Annotated in this window: 14 protein-coding genes; 4 read left to right on the forward strand and 10 right to left on the reverse strand. The window is 63.7% G+C overall.

The features are described from left to right. Nucleotides 1-19: 19 nt before the first annotated feature. From phnX to ACTJK4_RS11445, 4 genes are all read right to left on the reverse strand, one after another. Nucleotides 20-898, reverse strand: a complete 879-nt coding sequence (gene phnX, locus ACTJK4_RS11430; RefSeq protein WP_440817964.1) for a phosphonoacetaldehyde hydrolase — start codon at nt 896-898, stop codon at nt 20-22. 51 nt (nt 899-949) lie between these two features. Beyond that, the gene (locus ACTJK4_RS11435; RefSeq protein ID WP_440817965.1) at nt 950-2,713 is read right to left on the reverse strand and encodes a putative 2-aminoethylphosphonate ABC transporter permease subunit; all 1,764 of its coding nucleotides are present in this window, start codon (nt 2,711-2,713) and stop codon (nt 950-952) included. Between the two features lie 7 nt (nt 2,714-2,720). Further along, nucleotides 2,721-3,863, reverse strand: a complete 1,143-nt coding sequence (locus tag ACTJK4_RS11440; RefSeq protein ID WP_440077152.1) for a putative 2-aminoethylphosphonate ABC transporter ATP-binding protein — start codon at nt 3,861-3,863, stop codon at nt 2,721-2,723. A 77-nt stretch (nt 3,864-3,940) separates the two neighbouring features. Then, entirely contained in the window at nt 3,941-4,807 is an 867-nt protein-coding gene (locus ACTJK4_RS11445) for a LysR family transcriptional regulator (protein WP_322018276.1), read from the reverse strand. A 324-nt stretch (nt 4,808-5,131) separates the two neighbouring features. Between ACTJK4_RS11445 and ACTJK4_RS11450 the strand changes: the two genes are divergently transcribed. Next, a complete protein-coding gene (locus ACTJK4_RS11450; protein ID WP_440817966.1) occupies nt 5,132-6,835 on the forward strand; it encodes a M30 family zinc metallopeptidase in 1,704 nt (567 codons plus the stop codon). Nucleotides 6,836-6,988: 153 nt separating this feature from the next. On the opposite strand, the gene acnB is transcribed toward ACTJK4_RS11450, so the two are convergent. After that, a complete protein-coding gene (acnB, locus tag ACTJK4_RS11455; protein WP_440817967.1) occupies nt 6,989-9,574 on the reverse strand; it encodes a bifunctional aconitate hydratase 2/2-methylisocitrate dehydratase in 2,586 nt (861 codons plus the stop codon). A 216-nt stretch (nt 9,575-9,790) separates the two neighbouring features. On the opposite strand from acnB, the gene ACTJK4_RS11460 reads away from it, so the two are divergent. After that, complete coding sequence (locus ACTJK4_RS11460; RefSeq protein ID WP_440817968.1) at nt 9,791-10,288, forward strand: hypothetical protein; 498 nt, start codon at nt 9,791-9,793, stop codon at nt 10,286-10,288. A 150-nt stretch (nt 10,289-10,438) separates the two neighbouring features. Here ACTJK4_RS11460 and ACTJK4_RS11465 read toward each other — a convergent pair whose 3' ends face one another. Continuing rightward, entirely contained in the window at nt 10,439-11,395 is a 957-nt protein-coding gene (locus ACTJK4_RS11465) for a LysR family transcriptional regulator (protein ID WP_440817969.1), read from the reverse strand. A 132-nt stretch (nt 11,396-11,527) separates the two neighbouring features. On the opposite strand from ACTJK4_RS11465, the gene ACTJK4_RS11470 reads away from it, so the two are divergent. Further along, on the forward strand, nt 11,528-12,241 hold the full coding sequence (locus tag ACTJK4_RS11470) for an SDR family NAD(P)-dependent oxidoreductase (RefSeq protein ID WP_440817970.1): 714 nt from the start codon (nt 11,528-11,530) through the stop codon (nt 12,239-12,241). Nucleotides 12,242-12,307: 66 nt separating this feature from the next. Here the strand turns inward: ACTJK4_RS11470 and ACTJK4_RS11475 are convergent, their stop codons facing one another. From ACTJK4_RS11475 to ACTJK4_RS11485, 3 genes are all read right to left on the reverse strand, one after another. Beyond that, nucleotides 12,308-12,634 carry an EthD family reductase gene (locus ACTJK4_RS11475; protein WP_440817971.1) on the reverse strand — a complete coding sequence of 109 codons (327 nt, stop codon included), beginning with the start codon at nt 12,632-12,634 and terminating at the stop codon, nt 12,308-12,310. A gap of 267 nt (nt 12,635-12,901) precedes the next feature. After that, nucleotides 12,902-13,414, reverse strand: a complete 513-nt coding sequence (locus ACTJK4_RS11480; protein WP_316871119.1) for a lipocalin-like domain-containing protein — start codon at nt 13,412-13,414, stop codon at nt 12,902-12,904. 210 nt (nt 13,415-13,624) lie between these two features. Continuing rightward, a complete protein-coding gene (locus ACTJK4_RS11485) occupies nt 13,625-14,017 on the reverse strand; it encodes a cupin domain-containing protein (protein WP_260804311.1) in 393 nt (130 codons plus the stop codon). 3 nt (nt 14,018-14,020) lie between these two features. Between ACTJK4_RS11485 and ACTJK4_RS11490 the strand changes: the two genes are divergently transcribed. Continuing rightward, entirely contained in the window at nt 14,021-15,745 is a 1,725-nt protein-coding gene (locus ACTJK4_RS11490; RefSeq protein ID WP_322018271.1) for a winged helix-turn-helix domain-containing protein, read from the forward strand. A gap of 45 nt (nt 15,746-15,790) precedes the next feature. Here ACTJK4_RS11490 and soxR read toward each other — a convergent pair whose 3' ends face one another. After that, entirely contained in the window at nt 15,791-16,270 is a 480-nt protein-coding gene (soxR, locus tag ACTJK4_RS11495; RefSeq protein ID WP_260804314.1) for a redox-sensitive transcriptional activator SoxR, read from the reverse strand. Nucleotides 16,271-16,314 lie beyond the last annotated feature (44 nt).

Here is a 16,314-nt window from a genome sequence, read left to right on the forward strand (position 1 = left end):
AACGAACAGGACTACAAACTCAAATGCACTGCGGGCGATCACCGCGCGCGAGGCGGCGGTTGATGTCGGCCACGACTTCAGGCAGATCGGCAATCGTGTCGATCTCGTAATGCGGACGGCAGGCGGAAAAACCGGCCGAGATGGCGACCCGATGGCGCGCACGCTCGTCCGCAGACAGCGCGGCGTACTGTTCGTAGGGCAGGCCGAGCGCGTTGCCCGACATCAGCAGCGCAACGGTCCACATGCCGGCCCGGCGGCCCTCTTCGATGCCGGGCACGGTGTCGTCGACCTTCACGCAGGCGGCTACGTCACCAATCGCAAGATCGACCACGCAACGCAGGGCCTGCGCAGGCCACGGGCGGGCGCGGGGCACTTCATCGCAAGCGACCACGCAGTCGGGCATGTAGCCGGCACTGGCAGCCAAGTCGACTACACGGTCCATCACCACGCGCGGGTAACCCGAGCACGTGCCGATCTTCAAACCGGCTTCGCGCAGCGCGGCGACGGTGTCCAGCGCGCCCGGAATCAGGGCGGAATGCGCGCCGACCTTTTCGATCTGCAGCGGCATGAAGCGGTTGTAGATGGCGGTGACATCGTCATCGGTGGGCATGCGGCCGTGTGCGAGCGAGAAGCGCGCGGCAATCGCGCCGTCGTTGCACAGCGTGCGGATGTGGTCCCACTTGCCCAGGCCCATGGGGCCACGTGCTTCGTCCAGCGTGATGGCCACGCCAAACTCGGCAAACGCTTCGACGAAGATCTGCGTCGGGGCAAACGAGCCAAAGTCGACCACGGTGCCAGCCCAGTCCAGGACCGCGGCCTCGAGCCGCAACGGCGTGTTGCCAGGGTTGAGGCGGTCTGCGCCCGCCTGGCGCGCCGTGATTGGGGAGGAGTCACCCATGTTCTTGCTTCCTTTCTGCTTGTTGCTGTTCTGCTATGACGGACTACGAATTCAATGCGCCGCCGTGCGCCAGGCCTGCGTGCGGCGCACGATGCCGCGCATGGCCAGCTCCAGCAGCAGCGATACGACGATCGACGTGACAAGAATGAGCGTGGACATGGCCGCGGCGGGGCCGATGTCGCCGGCGTCGTCCATGTTCAGCACGGCCACGGACGCGAGCACGGTGTCCGGGCTGTAGAGGAAGATCACGGCCGACACGGTGGTCATGGCCGACACGAACAGATAGCGCGCGCACGACAGGACGGCAGGCAGACACATCGGCAGCGTCACGCGCCAGTAGGTGCGCAGCGCCGACACCTTGAGCGAGGCCGACACCGCCTCGAACACCGGATCGAGCTGCCCCAGCGACGCTACGGATGTCAGGTGCGCCGCCGTGGCGCAATGCATGATCGTGCAGAGCACCATCAGCGCCATGCCGCCATACAGGCCGTTGAGGGGATTGGCCGGATGGTTGAAGAAGAAGACATAGCCCAGACCGAGCACGAGGCCGGGCACCGCCATCGGCAGCAGCACGGCAAAGCGGATGGCCGCATGCAGCCACGATTGCAACCATCCTGCAGCCCGCGTCTTTTCGACCAGCCATGCACCGGTGAAGATCAGTGCGGTACCGAACACCGTGGTCAGCGCAGCCAGCTTCAGGCTGTTGCGATACGCCAGCCAGCCGCCGCCATCCATGTTGTCGAAGTCGTAGTTGCGCAGCGACAGCTCGAGGTTGTACGGCCAGAGCTTGACCAGCGACGCGCCAATGGCGGTGGCCAGCATCAGCAGAATCCCGCCGACCACCAACGCACTCAGCAACAGGAAAAGCCCGTCGCGCAGACGATCCGGCTGCGGGTGATATGGCTGTGCACGGCTGGCAAGCGCGGCGTGCTGACGACGCTGCACGATGCGCTCGACCGCAAAGGTCAGCAGCGCAGGCAGTAGCAGCATCAAGCCGATGACGGCGCCGCGCGCAAACTGCTGCTGGCCGACCACCGCCTTGTAGGCCTCCACAGCCAGCACCTGATAGCTGCCGCCCACCACGGTCGGCACGCCAAAGTCGGTCGCGACCAGCGTGAAGACCAGCGCGAAGGCGCCAAACAAGCCGTAGCGCGCGCCGGGCAGCGTGACCGTGCGAAACGTGCGCCACGGGCTTGCGCCCATGGCACGTGCGGCGTCATACAGCCGGCCGTCCGCCAGTGTGAGGGTCGCCAGCAGCAGCATCAGTGCATACGGAAACGTGTAAAACACCTCACCCAGCACGATGCCCCAGAAGCCATAGATGTTGCCGCCGTGCATCCATGCCTTGAACAGGCCCTGGTTGCCGAACAGGTAGACCAGCGCAATGCCCGGCAGCAGCGACGGTGCAAACAGCGGCAGCATCGCCAGCGTACGCATCGTGCCGCGTAACGGCATGCGCGTGCGCTGCACCGCGTAAGCCAGGGCAAACGCCAGCGGCACCACAATGGCGGCCACGGCGCCGGACACGGCCAGCGTACGGCCAACCATGTCGAGAAAATTCGGCGCCCGCACCACGTGGGCAACCAGCGCCAGGCCGTGCTCGTCTGTGCTGCGCACACTGGCAACCAGCCCCGTGGCCTGCAACAACATCATCGCTGTCGGCAACAGCAAGCCGATGGTGAGCAACAGCAGCCAGCCAAGCTTCATACCGGTCAGCACGGGCGTATCGGTACGCCAGAAAGGACGGCTCGCAGAGCGAACCGGGTCGGATTGCGTGGCTGCAACCACGTTGGCCTCGGGGGGCAGCATCGACATGGCGGCCTCAGGCATACACGCGCAGGCCGTCGCGCTCCAGCGCGATCCAAAGCTTGCTGTCAGCCAGGTCATTGCGGCCGGCTTGCAGGGCGTTCGATGCCACTTCGGCCACCAGCGGTGCATCGGCCAGGCCATCGATCGACAGCGTCACGCGCGTGCGGCTGCCCAGGTAGATCTGGTCGACCACGCGGGCGAGATGGCGGTTGGGAGCGTCGTCGTCGGGGTGCAGCGTGACGGCCTCGGGGCGGCAGAACAGGCGGCCTTGCATCGATCCGCCATCGGCGAAAGCCGGATCGAGTAGCAACGGTTGGCCGGCCAGCGTGGGCGTGCCGTCCTCCGCGCGTTCGAGCGGCAGCCAGTTGGCCTGGCCGACAAACCCGGCGACAAAGCCGGTGGCCGGGCGCGAATAAATCTCCGCCGGCGAGCCCGTCTGCTCAATGCGGCCGTTGGACATCACCGCGATGCGATCGGCCATTGCCATGGCCTCGTCCTGGTCATGCGTAACCATCAGCGTGGTGACGTTCAGCTTGCGCTGCAGGCGGCGCAGCTCGATGCGCAGGTGTTCGCGCACCTGGGCGTCCAACGCCGACATCGGCTCATCCAGCAGCAACAGCGACGGCGCGGGCGCCAGCGCGCGGGCCAGTGCCACACGCTGCTGCTGGCCGCCCGACAGCTGCGACGGGTATTTCGCCTCGCTGCCGGCCAGGCCGACCAGGGCGAGCATCTCCGAGACACGCGCCTGCATGCGCGCACGGTTACCGTTGCTGCTGTCCAGCCCGTAACCGACGTTCTGCGCAACCGTCAGGTTGGGGAACAGCGCGTAAGACTGGAAGACGATGCCGTAGTCACGCTCGCGCGGGGGCAGGTTGGAAATATCGCGGCCACCGGCGACGATCTGGCCGCCGTCGTGCGCCTCCAGCCCCGCAATGATGCGCAGCAGGGTCGTCTTGCCGCAGCCCGACGGGCCCAGCAGGCAGACGAATTCGCCCTGCGCGACATCCAGCGACACTCCATCGAGCGCCGTGAATGCGCCAAAGCGGCGCGAGACGCGTCGCACGGACAGGAACGGCGCGGCGGAACCCGACGTCGGGTTGATAACAGGCTGAGGTAGGGGCACGGGGGCGCAGACAGTGGCAAAAACGGTCGCCACTGTAGCCAGCCGACATGTACCCCTTGTGGCAGTTACCCCAAAAACGCCAATGCGCGCATTTCCGGATTTTGGTTCGTCTATGACGAGACCGGCCGGACTTCGCTCAGGAAGGCGGCAATCAGCCGCGCATCGCGCCGATCCTGCAGGCAGTACAGGTATTCGCTCAGCTCCGGCGCGCCGCCTTCGAACGGCAGCACACGCAGATCGGCGTGGCTCGGTACTTCCTGGCGGGCAATGACGCTCACGCCCAGGTTGCGCGTAATGGCCTCGCGGATGGATTCCCGGCTGCCGATCTCCACCGTGGAAGCCGGCGTCACGCCAGCCTGCGCCATCATCGTTTCGGTCATGGCGCGCGTGGTCGACCCGACTTCGCGCACCAGCAGCCGGCATTGCGACAGCACGCTCACAGGCACGCTCGTCCGGTCGGCGAGCGCGTGGCTGCGATGCACCACCAGCACGAGCGGATCGCGCGCCAGCTCAATGCGTAGAAAGCGCGCATCGTCCACCCGCTGCGACGACGAGGCCACGTCCACCCGGTACTCCTGCAGCGCCTCGAGCATCTGCACCGAATTGCCTGCTTCGATGCTGACATCGATGCCAGGGTGGCTCTTGCAGAAGCGGTCAACGATGTCGAGCACGTAATACGGCGCCGTCGCGCCGATGCGCAGGTGGCCCGATCCCATGTCGCCGGAGTTGCGCAGGAAGAAGTCGATCTCGGTTTCCTGGCGCACGAGCTGGTCTACCAGCGGCATCAGCCGTACGCCGGCATCGGACAGACTCAGCCGGCGACCACCCCGGTAGAACAGCTCGACGCCGTAGGCCTCTTCCAGGGCGCGGATCTGCGAAGTCACGGTCGGCTGCGACAGGCCAAGCTGCTTGGCAGCCAGCGTGATGCTGCCCAGGCGGGCGACCATGAAAAACGATTTGAGCTGCGCAACGAGCATCGGCGGGTGACGTATTGAGCGCGTTTGCGGCGCTGTGAATGAGCGGGCGGCCCATTCTAGCGGACGGCACCGTCGCCAAAGTGGCGCCGAGCTCCCTCCTCCGTTTTCTGCATCTACATCCCGCGGCTACGACTTTTTCAACCTTTTCGACAACGCAAACTTTGCGCACCCCCACATCGGGGGGAATTGGCGCCTGTGAGGGCGTCATTTCCACGGATCGAATCCGCCACTTCACCTTGAGAATCCGTCCGCATGTTGCGCTTGAGGCAGTCACGAGCCGCCCCTGTGCAGGCATTTGTTATGTGCGGAATTGGAGAGAAGTGGATGGAACGCAGCAGCAACAACGTGCGCGGCACGAAGCAATGGACCATCGCGATGATGGTGGCCGCGGCAGGTACTCTGGCCGCCTGTGGCGGCGGCGGTGGCGGTGGCGGCTCGGGGGCCACCCCGGCGTCCACACAAGGCTCGTCAGCCAATATCACCGTGGCGGCGGCGTGCAGCGGGTCGAACTGCGGCGCACTGGGCAATACCTACGCCGGCTCCGGCGTGGGCGTGTGGCAAGCCACCAATACGGGCGGAGCAGCCGGCTCGGTGCCAGTGTCGATCGCGGGGCTGACCGGTCAGAGCGTGACGCTCGTCTACACCAACCAGAGTGCGGCGGCTCAGCCGATGCCGTCCATCTCGCTGACAGGGCTGGGGCTGCTGAACGCCACGGGCACGCCAGTCCCGAAGACTGCCGCCGACGTGGCGGGCAATGACGCCAACGCCGCGTTCGACCGCCAGCTTTCCGATTTCAACATGCATGCGCTGGACGGATACGCCACCGGTGGTGGCCCCCTCAAGACGCAAGGCGCCTCCAACGATACGGTCCTGCGTCCGCAGTCGGTGGCCAGCGTCGGCACACAGCGCACGTGGAACCACCAGCAGCCGGACGGCACCGCCACCGTGCGCACGACCACGCTGCGCCAGCAAACCACGGCCACGGATGGTCGCGTCATCAACCTGTGGGTGGAAAACACCGAGTACGGCACGAGCAAGATCAGCGACGGCATCATCAACACGCTCATCACCAAGTTTGCTTCGGGCATGCAGTCGGTCTATACGCTGGCCACTTCGCTGGTCGGCCAGCCGTGGGGCAGCTATTCCAGCTCGGCCAGCCTGATCGATCCGAACCAGGCGCTCGACATCGTGGTGCTGAACATCCAGCCCGATAGCCAGCCCTATGGCCGCGTCGGCTACTTCTGGGCGCGCAACAACTTCACCACCAGCTCGCAGCCGCTGTCGAACCAGTCGCTGTCGCTGTATGTGGATTCAGAAACCATCTACCTGGGCGGCACAGACGGGCTGAACACCGTCATCTCGACACTCGGCCATGAGTTCACCCACATGGCCAACTTCTATCAGCGCGGCGTGCTGCACGGCTCGCAGTACATGTACGGCACGTGGCTGGAAGAAATGACGGCGATGACGATGGAAGACGTGCTCTCCAGCCAGATCGACCCCACCTTCAACAACGTGCGCGACAGCCGCTTCCCGGCCTGGCTGCAAAGCGCGTACGACTGCTCGCTGACGGCGTTTGATCCGTCGCTGTCTTCGTCGTGCCCGGGGTATCCGATTTCGGGCAGCCTGGGCGGCTTCCTGCTGCGCCAGTACGGCATTGCGTACTACACGAATCTGCTGCAGAACTTCTCGTCGACGGATTCGGCTGCGGTACTGAACAGCGCCATCCAGGCCGGCGGCGGTGCAGGCCTGGGCGATGCAACGGGCCGCTGGGGCACGGCGGTCGCGCTGCTGCCGGTGCCGGGCAGCCCGTCGGGCTTCGCGTATCCGGCTCGCTCGGACAGCGGCTTTTCGATCCCGGCGCTGAACGGCCCGAACTACAGCAGCCAGCGCACCATGCCGACGTCCGTACCGGCCACGCTGCAAGGCTTCGGCCAGTTCCCGGTCGCGCGCGGCACAAAGGCTGGCACGTACAGCGAGACGATCACGGTGCCGGCGTATTCAACGGTGTCGATCATCATCCATTGACAACGCGCGGCTAAGGAAGCGGGCTCCCTTCTGGTTCCGGCCCCCGCCGGAACCTTGAGAAGAGCGAAAAGAAAAGGCGCCGAGGGTTGAATGCCCTCGGCGCCTTTGCACTTGGCTACGTCAGGAACGACCCGACGCGGCTGCGACTACGCATTACATCTGCACGGTGTCGGCCACTTCCTTGAAGTCTTCGATCTGGTCGAAGTTCATGTACTTGTAGATCTTGTCGCCGTTCGCGTTAAGCACACCCATGTCGGCCATGTACTCCTCCTTGGTCGGAATCTTGCCCAGACGCGAGCAGATTGCCGCCAGTTCCGCCGAACCCAGATACACATTCGTGTTCTTGCCCAGACGGTTCGGGAAGTTGCGGGTCGACGTCGACATAACCGTCGCACCTTCGCGCACCTGTGCCTGGTTGCCCATGCACAGCGAGCAGCCCGGCATTTCGGTGCGGGCGCCGGCCGTGCCGAACACACCGTAGTGGCCTTCTTCGGTCAGTTGCTTCTGGTCCATCTTGGTCGGCGGCGCAACCCACAGCTTGACCGGGATGTCGCGCTTGCCTTCCAGCAGCTTCGACGCCGCACGGAAGTGGCCGATGTTGGTCATGCACGAGCCGATGAACACTTCGTCGATCGTCGCGCCGGCCACGTCGGACAGCGTCTTCACGTCGTCCGGATCGTTCGGGCAGGCCACGATCGGCTCGTGGATGTCAGCCAGGTCGATCTCGATGACGGCGGCGTACTCGGCGTCGGCATCCGGCTGCAGCAGTTGCGGATCGGCCAGCCATGCTTCCATCGCCTTGATTCGGCGCTGCAGGCTGCGCGGGTCTTGGTAGCCCTGCGCGATCATCCACTTGAGCAGCGTGATGTTGCTGTTCAGGTATTCGATGATCGGTTCCTTGTTCAGGTGCACCGTGCAACCGGCGGCCGAACGCTCGGCAGAGGCGTCCGACAGCTCGAACGCTTGCTCGACCTTCAGGTCAGGCAGGCCTTCGATTTCGAGGATGCGGCCCGAGAAGATGTTCTTCTTGCCTTGCTTGGCGACCGTCAGCATGCCCTGCTTGATCGCGTACAGCGGAATCGCGTTCACAAGGTCACGCAGCGTAACGCCCGGCTGCATCTTGCCCTTGAAGCGAACCAGCACCGATTCCGGCATGTCCAGCGGCATCGTGCCGGTGGCAGCCGCGAAGGCGACCAGGCCCGAGCCTGCCGGGAAGCTGATGCCGATCGGGAAGCGCGTGTGCGAGTCGCCGCCGGTGCCGACGGTGTCGGGCAGCAGCATGCGGTTCAGCCACGAGTGGATCACGCCATCGCCCGGGCGCAGCGCAATACCGCCACGCGTGCTGATGAAGTTCGGCAGCGTCTGGTGCGTCTTCACGTCCACCGGCTTCGGATACGCAGCGGTGTGGCAGAACGACTGCATGACGAGGTCGGCCGAGAAGCCCAGGCACGCCAGGTCCTTCAGTTCGTCGCGGGTCATCGGGCCGGTGGTGTCTTGCGAGCCGACCGAGGTCATCTTCGGTTCGCAGTACGTGCCCGGACGGATGCCCTGGCCTTCCGGCAGGCCGCACGCGCGACCGACCATCTTCTGCGCGAGCGAGAAGCCCTTGCCGCTGTCGGCCGGCTGATGCGGCAGGCGGAACAGCGTCGACGGTGCGAGGCCCAGCGCTTCACGCGCCTTGGCGGTCAGGCCGCGGCCGATGATCAGCGGAATGCGGCCGCCGGCGCGCACTTCGTCGAACAGCACGTCCGACTTGACCTGGAATTCGGCGATCACCTTGCCGTCCTTCAGCGCCTTGCCTTCGTACGGGCGCAGTTCGACCACGTCGCCCATATTCATTTGCGACACGTCGAGTTCGATCGGCAGCGCGCCGGCATCTTCCATCGTGTTGTAGAAGATCGGGGCGATCTTGCCGCCGAGGCACACGCCGCCGAAACGCTTGTTCGGAACGTAGGGAATGTCTTCACCGGTGAACCACAGCACCGAGTTGGTGGCCGACTTGCGCGAGGAGCCGGTGCCGACCACGTCGCCGACGTAGGCGACCAGGTGACCCTTCTCCTTCAGCGATTCGATGAACTTGACCGGGCCGCGCTTGCCGTCTTCTTCCGGCGTGATGCCAGGGCGTGCGTTCTTCAGCATCGCCAGCGCGTGCATCGGGATGTCCGGGCGGGTGGTGGCGTCCGGTGCCGGCGACAGGTCGTCGGTGTTGGTTTCGCCCGTGACCTTGAACACGGTGATGGTCAGGCTTTCCGGCACTTCCGGACGGCTCGTGAACCATTCGGCGTCGGCCCAGCTCTGCAGCACGGCCTTCGCATGCGCGTTGCCCTTGTCGGCGAGTTCCTTCACGTCATGGAACTGGTCGAACATCAGCAGGGTTTTCTTCAGTGCGTCGGCAGCGACGGCGGCGACGGCGTCATCGGACAGCAGCTCGATCAGCGGCTGAATGTTGTAGCCGCCCAGCATCGTGCCGAGCAGTTCGGTGGCGCGGGCACGCGAAATCAGCGGGCTAGCGGTTTCACCCTTGGCCACGGCGGCCAGGAAGCCAGCCTTCACGCGGGCGGCTTCGTCCACGCCGGCGGGCACGCGATGGGTAATCAGGTCGAGCAGCGTCTGCTCTTCACCGGCGGGCGGGTTGGTCAGCAGCTCGACCAGTTCGGCGGTCTGCTGAGCCGTCAGCGGCAGGGGAGGAATACCGAGCGCGGCGCGGGCGGCCACGTGAGCGCGAAAGTTTTCAAGCATGGGAGACCTGCTGAGATGACGTTACAGGGGAATCTTTTCGGGCACCCCGAGGCTGGTCCGGGCGCCGCTTGGGCGCGATTCTAATCGCAATACCCCACCCGGTCAAATGTCTTATATCTTATATAAGAGTCAAGCAAATGATCCGCGGCCTTCCGCCCACTGAAGCCTCTTCGGTCTTCCTCAAGTTCCAGGCGAACATGCCGAAGAAAGATTCCGATGTATAGCGGCAAGCACATCACCTGCTTGCCGACATTCAAACAAGAAGAATCAGCCATGCGAGTCGATCCCTCACTCACGCCCAACGCCGTGCCGCCTGCGGCGAGCCGCCCATCCAGCGCCTCAGCAGCGAATGAAGCTGCGGCTCCATCCACCTCGAAAGGCAACGACATCCGTTCGAACACGGACCAAGCGCAATCATCGACTGGCTTGAATCCATCATCGAGCGACGCGGGCACGTCCAGCGACAGCCCTGTGGTCAAACAGTTGAAAGCACAGATCAATGCGCTGCGGCAGCGGCTATCAGCATTGCAACGCCAGATGGAAGCCGAATCGAAACAAGCCACTGTCGACCAGGAAGCGGCTGCCCGGCTTCAGGCGCTGTCGACGGAGGCAAGCTCGGTCTCTGCGGCACTTGAAACTGCGATCGGCCAACTTGCACAGGCGCAGCAAGCGGAAGGCAAGCGTTCGGGAAGCCTGTTCTCCACGACTGCCTGAGAAGGCGGCAATACACCTCGAGCGCCAGCGACGCGCCCTGCCCCCGCTATCCCGCCGTGGCGCGAAGTTTCGGCGATGCATGGCGGGACGTCCGCCTATCTTGGGTACCGGCCACCCAGCGCTCCACGCTCTCTTTCCAGCGATAACGGCCTACCTGCCTTCGGCGCGTATCTCGAGCGGATTCTGCGGATATGCCGCACGGCACAGCTCTAGAACTTCAGTGCGAAACCATTGATGCGCCGGATCGTGATCAAGGCGCGGATGCCAGATCTCTGAAATGGTGAAAGCGGGTATCGCCAGCGGCAGTTCGAAATACTGCAACCCATTGGCCGCCGTGAAATCCGTTACAAAGGCATTCCCCAGGCAGGAACGTGGAACGGCGGCGAACAAGTCCGAATGGCGCACCAGTTGCATCGCGCTCATATAAGACGGCACCACGATTGCCACCTTCCGCCGAAGGTTTGGCGGCTCCAATGACACGTCGATCGCATTTTCCGTTTGGCCTGTCCGCGAAACCATGACGTGGCCACATGCTGCCCATTGTTCCAGGCTGACGGGCGCAGCGCCGAGCTGAGGATGGCCCGCGCGACACACCCCCACATAGCGATCGCGGAAAAGCGGCCGGGTACGGACCTCAGGAGCAGCTGTCCGGACAATACCGATCTCCAGATCAATCGCTCCGTCCCGCAGCGGCTGCGCGTTCCAGTCCGGCTTGGGCGTGAAGCGGACCTGCACGCCCGGCGCGGCGCGTTGGAGGCGATCCATCAACGCCGCGCCAAGCAGATCGACGAAGCCCTCACCGGCGCGCACGGTGAAACATTGCGCAAGGGTGGTCACGTCGAACCGATGTTCAGCACGACTGAGCGCCGCCTCTGCTTCACGGGCCAGTGCAGGAATACGCTGGCTCAGTTGCTCGGCATAAGGTGTCAGCACCAGCGCGCGGCCAGCCTGCAACAGCAAGGGATCGCCCGTCGCGACGCGCAAGCGCGAAAGCGTGCGGCTCATGGCAGAGACGCTGAGATTCAGACGCCGGGCCGCACCGGTAACACTACGCTCGCTGAGCAATGCATCCAGTGCGGGCAGGAGGTTGAGATCAACGCGTGACATGCGGCCAGAATAATCGAAAACGCATCGAACCATGGCGTCCGGTGCAATCGTGGATTGCCAGCCAGGCGTCTGGTGCAAGACGCGAGTTCTGTCGACAATGCATTGCATCACCTGTGCACAACGGAGAACGCCTTGCCCGACGCTCCCATCCACACGCCTACCGTTTTGCTGATCGGCGCCTCACGGGGTCTTGGCTACGCCATGGCCGCCGAATTCCTGAAAAACGGATGGAATGTCGTGGGCACGGTCCGCGCCGGCAGCAGCCGGACGCTCTTGCATGATCTCGCCAATGCGCATCCGGACCGGATCGAGATCGAAACGCTGGATATCACGCGGCCCGAGCAGATCCAGGCCTTGCGTGAGCACCTGTCCGGCCGGATGTTCGACGTTCTGTTCGTCAACGCGGGGACAACCAACCCGGATCCGACGCAGACCATCGGCGAGGTCTCCACGGAGGATTTCGTGGCGCTGATGATCACCAATGCGCTCAGCCCGATGCGCGTGGTCGAACGCATGGCCGATCTTGTTCCGCCGGCCGGCCTGATCGGGATCATGTCGTCGGGGCAAGGCAGCATTGCCGACAACGAATCCGGCCAGCGCGAGCTCTATCGCGGCAGCAAGGCGGCGCTGAACCAGTTCATGCGCAGCTTCGCAGCGCGCCAGGCGCACACGCCCTTGGCCATGCTGCTGATCGCCCCCGGTTGGGTACGCACCGACCTCGGCGGCCCCGAGGGCCGATTGTCAATCGAGGAAAGCGTTCCGGGCGTCGTGAACGTGATTCTGAACAAACTGGGGCGGCCGGGCCTCGAATATCTCGACTATCGCGGCAGGACTGTCCGCTGGTAATTGGGATGGACTGCTTTGGAGAAAACGGCTTTCCACATACTTGCCGCACGATGCCAGAGGATGCGCTCAACGATCCGACCGCTCGACCACGACCTCGCTGACCTGAACCACCGGTGCGATGTCGGTGTAGTTGGCAATGTCACCCATGATCTCAGCGCCGTGCTCTTGCATGGCAGTCTGGAAGCCTTCGGCCGAATCGCAGATCAACGCGCACATCGCCACGAAGGCAGGCGGTGTACCGGGCGCTCCACCGGCCAAGCCTTTTTCGACGGTGTAGTAGGCGCAGGCACTGCCCAACCTCGCCTTCACCATCGGCATGTGCCGGTCGCGATAATAGGCGTGGCCGAAGCGCGCGCCTTCAGTGTACGGGTACATCACGGTGACCTTGATCATGCGGTTCTCCTTGCCATCATTGGCGTCGTCGCCGAGCGATTCTCGAGACTACTGGCGATCATACCGCCTTGAGCTCGACGGGGCTTGGGACATCCGTTCGGGCCGAACTGGAAAGCCCGCTACACCGGCATGCTCATCGTCCTGAAGGTCGACGATGCCAATGAGCCGGTTGTGGCTTGGGCGATCAAGCTGCGCAAGTCAACAGACCATTTGCGCCGCGCGCATTCCTTGAAGCCCGGGTAAGCACTCAAGCGCTACGCGCCAGCGTCATCTGGCTCGCTTCAACACAATTTCTCCAGAGCCCCCTCCCGAGGCGGCAGGCGTGGTCCATCGCAATTCATCTCCCGAGAGGACGAACGGCCTGCGCTGCTCTACCCCGTTCCAGTTCGGAAATGTGCTCGTCTCAATGCGGAAGGTGATGGTTCTGTCCGCTTGATTTACGACGTAGCTGCCAAAGTGCGCAATCGAACCTTGCGCTACCGCGCGATACTCGTCCGCACTGCCCTTCATGCGGTCGTTGGCGACGTACTTTGGCAGGTCGGCGCGTGAGTTCACCAGCGCGTAGTGACCGTGGCCGTCAAAGATGACGAGGCCCTGCGGATGCGGCCCATACATGGGCGCGCGACTGCCATCTGGGCGAACAGTATCGACCGAGACATACGTCCAGGCGCCGGCCAGTTGCTCATCAAGCGGCTTTTCACCCAATGCGACGCAGGATTGGAGCGCTAGTCCCGTAAGCACGAACATTGAAACCGTGATGAAGGTGTACAAGCGTTTCATTGGGCCCTCCGCTCGAGCAATGCCGACCGTAACACCCAATATAGGCCGCAAGCCGGAAAAGACGACCGCGAGCCGGCCCTTTTCACGCTCCCTCGGCCCGCCGGAGGAACTGCCATAAGCGGTACGCTGCGCTCCTCACGCCAGGGCAAGCAGACGCTGTAAGCATCTGCCTCCCGGCGTTCCCGCGCCTGTCGATACTCACGACGACACCTACGTACCGAGCGACGATAACTGGTCCGTGTCGTACCGGGCGCGAAGCTCGGCAATCCTTGCAGAGTCCGCTCCATTACCCCCCGCCACGATGTCGGCAATCTCCTCGAAATAGCGCTCGTGCCCGGGCGGCGACACGGTGAGCAGAACACGCACCGGCTTGCCGGAAGTATTGCCGATGTTGTGCGGGACGCCGGGCGGCAGGAAGAGGTAGGCACCCGGCGTCGCGCGCACTCGCTGGTCGCCAACTTGCCAGTCGCACTCGCCCTCCAACACATAGTAGGTTTCCTCCTGCACGCGATGCACGTGCATCCCGGTGGAAAAGCCGACCGGGATCGTCCATTCGAACATCGACGTGTAGCGGGTACTCTCTGCGGTGACGAGGAAGGCCATGGGTTGCCCGGCAAGCCGCACCTGCCTACCCTCTCCGGGCATTCGGATAATCGCTTCTGCAGTCATGATGAACCTCCACGAGTTCAGGGTATGGAAGAGTGTCTTGACTCTGCATCTGTGCCGCCGAAAGGTCGTGAATCTCATCCGAATTTATTGCAAAATTTTGCCGAAGCTACGGACACCGTCACCATGTCAGGCACTTACAAGTTTGAGCAGTTCGCGCTCGATGCCGAGGCAGGAATCCTGTTTCGCGGTGGCGAGCCAACGCTTCTCGGCCGGCGCGCGGTTGCCTTGCTGCACCTGTTGCTTGAGCATGCTCCTGCGCCTGTGAGCAAGGATGCGCTGATTGAAGCGGCGTGGCCAAAGCTGGTGGTCGAGGAGAGCAACCTCACGGTGCAGATCGCAGCGCTGCGCCGCGTGCTCGCTCAAGACAACGGTGCAGGCTGGATCGAGACGTTGCCCCGCCATGGCTATCGCTATGTTGGGCCGCCTGCCACGCGTGCTCAGCATGGGGCGGGCTATACGGCGCAGTGGTCCGCCGGACAGATGCTGGAAAAGCCATCGATCGCGGTACTGCCATTCGAGAACACAGGTGATGCCGAATGGTTTGCCGATGGGGTGGTCGACGACATCATCACCGGCCTATCGCGCATCAAGTGGCTGTTCGTGATCGCACGCAGCTCCAGCTTCATCTACCGAGATCGCTCCATCGACGTGAAGCAGGTTCGCCGCGATCTTGGCGTGCGTTACGTGCTCGAAGGCAGCGTGCGCAGAAGCGAAGACCACGTGCGGATTCACGCACAGCTTGTCGATGCGGAAAGCGGTGTGCATGTCTGGGCAGATCGATACGATCGCAAGCTCGGTGATGTGTTCGCCTTGCAGGACGAGATCGCGTTGGCGGTGGTCGGTGCGATCGAGCCGAGCTTGCGTCGTGCCGAGGTAGAGCGGATCCGCCGCAAACGGCCGGATAGCCTTGATGCCTACGAGCTCGTGTTACGCGCCCAACCCGACGTTGATTCCGGTATGCCCGACCGCGCGGCAAACGCCCTGCCGCTGCTGCACCGCGCAATGGCGCTGGACCCCACGTACGCACTTGCTTACGCGCTTGCAGCAATGTGCTATCACAACCGCTTTCTTCGAGCTGGCCTGCAAGAAGCGGACCGCGCCGCATCGATACACCACGCACGCCTTGCGCTGGAGCACGGCCGCGACGATGCGTTGTCGCTGACATTCGCCGGTTTCTCGCTCGGCATGGATGCACACGATCGCGCTGCGGCTTTTGCGGCGCTGGAGGCTGCGCTATCGCTCAGCCCTTCGACCGCACTCGCCCACATCTTCGGCAGCGTCCTCTACAGCTGGGCAGCCGTGGCAGATCGATCAATCGAATGGGGCGAGCGCGCCTTGCGCCTCAGCCCATTCGACTCCTGGGCATTCGCTGCATTCGGTTCACAGGCATTAGGGCACTTTCTTCAGGACGAGTTGCCAGCAGCAGCGAAAGCGGCCTATCTGGCGGTGCAATCAAACCCGGGCCACAGCATCAACTACGTCATCCTGATCGGGCCATTGGTTGGCCTCAATCGGCTGGACGAAGCTCGAACCGCCGCGGCACGCGTGCTTGAATTGCACCCGACTTTCCGCTTCGAGCGACAGTTCAGCGGAGTCGACTGCGCGCCCGCGCTCGCCTCGAAACTGGGCCATGCGTTGAACTTGGCCGGATTGCCTGCATAGCTGCAAGAGCGCAGGTCTGCAGAGCACCGCCGCGACTTACCGTCATTACGATTTCGGAAGTTTGACCATCAGTCGTCGCGGACCAGCCCCCTCCTGGGCTAGCTTGTCCAGCGGATTGCGCAGGCGGCACCGGTCAATCGACAAGCAGCCACAGCCAATGCAATCGTCCAATGTGTCGCGCAGCTTCTTGAGTTGAGCGATGCGCTCATCAAGATCACTGCGCCATGTCGTCGACAATCGCGACCACGCTTCGCGGTCCGGAATGCTGCCCTTGGGCAGTTTGTCCAGCGCAGCCGCTATCTCACCCAAAGAAATTCCGACACGCTGCGCTACACGCACAAACGCTACGCGGCGCAGGACGTCGCGCGAATATCGGCGCTGGTTGCCCGTCGTGCGGTGACTTTCGATGAGTCCTTTGGTCTCGTAGAAATGCAGTGTCGACACGGGTACGCCGCTGCGGCGGGATACCTCTCCCACGCTCAACGTGAGCGGAATACCCATTTCTTCCAAGGGATGCTTTTTCATGCGCGAACCTCTTGACCTCAACCTTACTTGAGATTTTAGAGTAC

This window comes from Ralstonia sp. 22111 (assembly GCF_052045895.1).
Lineage (GTDB): Bacteria > Pseudomonadota > Gammaproteobacteria > Burkholderiales > Burkholderiaceae > Ralstonia > Ralstonia wenshanensis.

Bases quoted from the DNA above. Each gene is read 5' to 3' on its own strand.
- ACTJK4_RS11480 (WP_316871119.1), bottom strand. From the start codon at position 13,414: ATGAAACGCTTGTACACCTTCATCACGGTTTCAATGTTCGTGCTTACG.
- acnB (WP_440817967.1), bottom strand. From the start codon at position 9,574: ATGCTTGAAAACTTTCGCGCTCACGTGGCCGCCCGCGCCGCGCTCGGT.
- ACTJK4_RS11465 (WP_440817969.1), bottom strand. From the start codon at position 11,395: ATGTCACGCGTTGATCTCAACCTCCTGCCCGCACTGGATGCATTGCTC.
- ACTJK4_RS11485 (WP_260804311.1), bottom strand. From the start codon at position 14,017: ATGGCCTTCCTCGTCACCGCAGAGAGTACCCGCTACACGTCGATGTTC.
- ACTJK4_RS11435 (WP_440817965.1), bottom strand. From the start codon at position 2,713: ATGTCGATGCTGCCCCCCGAGGCCAACGTGGTTGCAGCCACGCAATCC.
- ACTJK4_RS11445 (WP_322018276.1), bottom strand. From the start codon at position 4,807: ATGCTCGTTGCGCAGCTCAAATCGTTTTTCATGGTCGCCCGCCTGGGC.
- ACTJK4_RS11460 (WP_440817968.1), top strand. From the start codon at position 9,791: ATGTATAGCGGCAAGCACATCACCTGCTTGCCGACATTCAAACAAGAA.
- ACTJK4_RS11475 (WP_440817971.1), bottom strand. From the start codon at position 12,634: ATGATCAAGGTCACCGTGATGTACCCGTACACTGAAGGCGCGCGCTTC.
- phnX (WP_440817964.1), bottom strand. From the start codon at position 898: ATGGGTGACTCCTCCCCAATCACGGCGCGCCAGGCGGGCGCAGACCGC.
- ACTJK4_RS11450 (WP_440817966.1), top strand. From the start codon at position 5,132: ATGGAACGCAGCAGCAACAACGTGCGCGGCACGAAGCAATGGACCATC.
- soxR (WP_260804314.1), bottom strand. From the start codon at position 16,270: ATGAAAAAGCATCCCTTGGAAGAAATGGGTATTCCGCTCACGTTGAGC.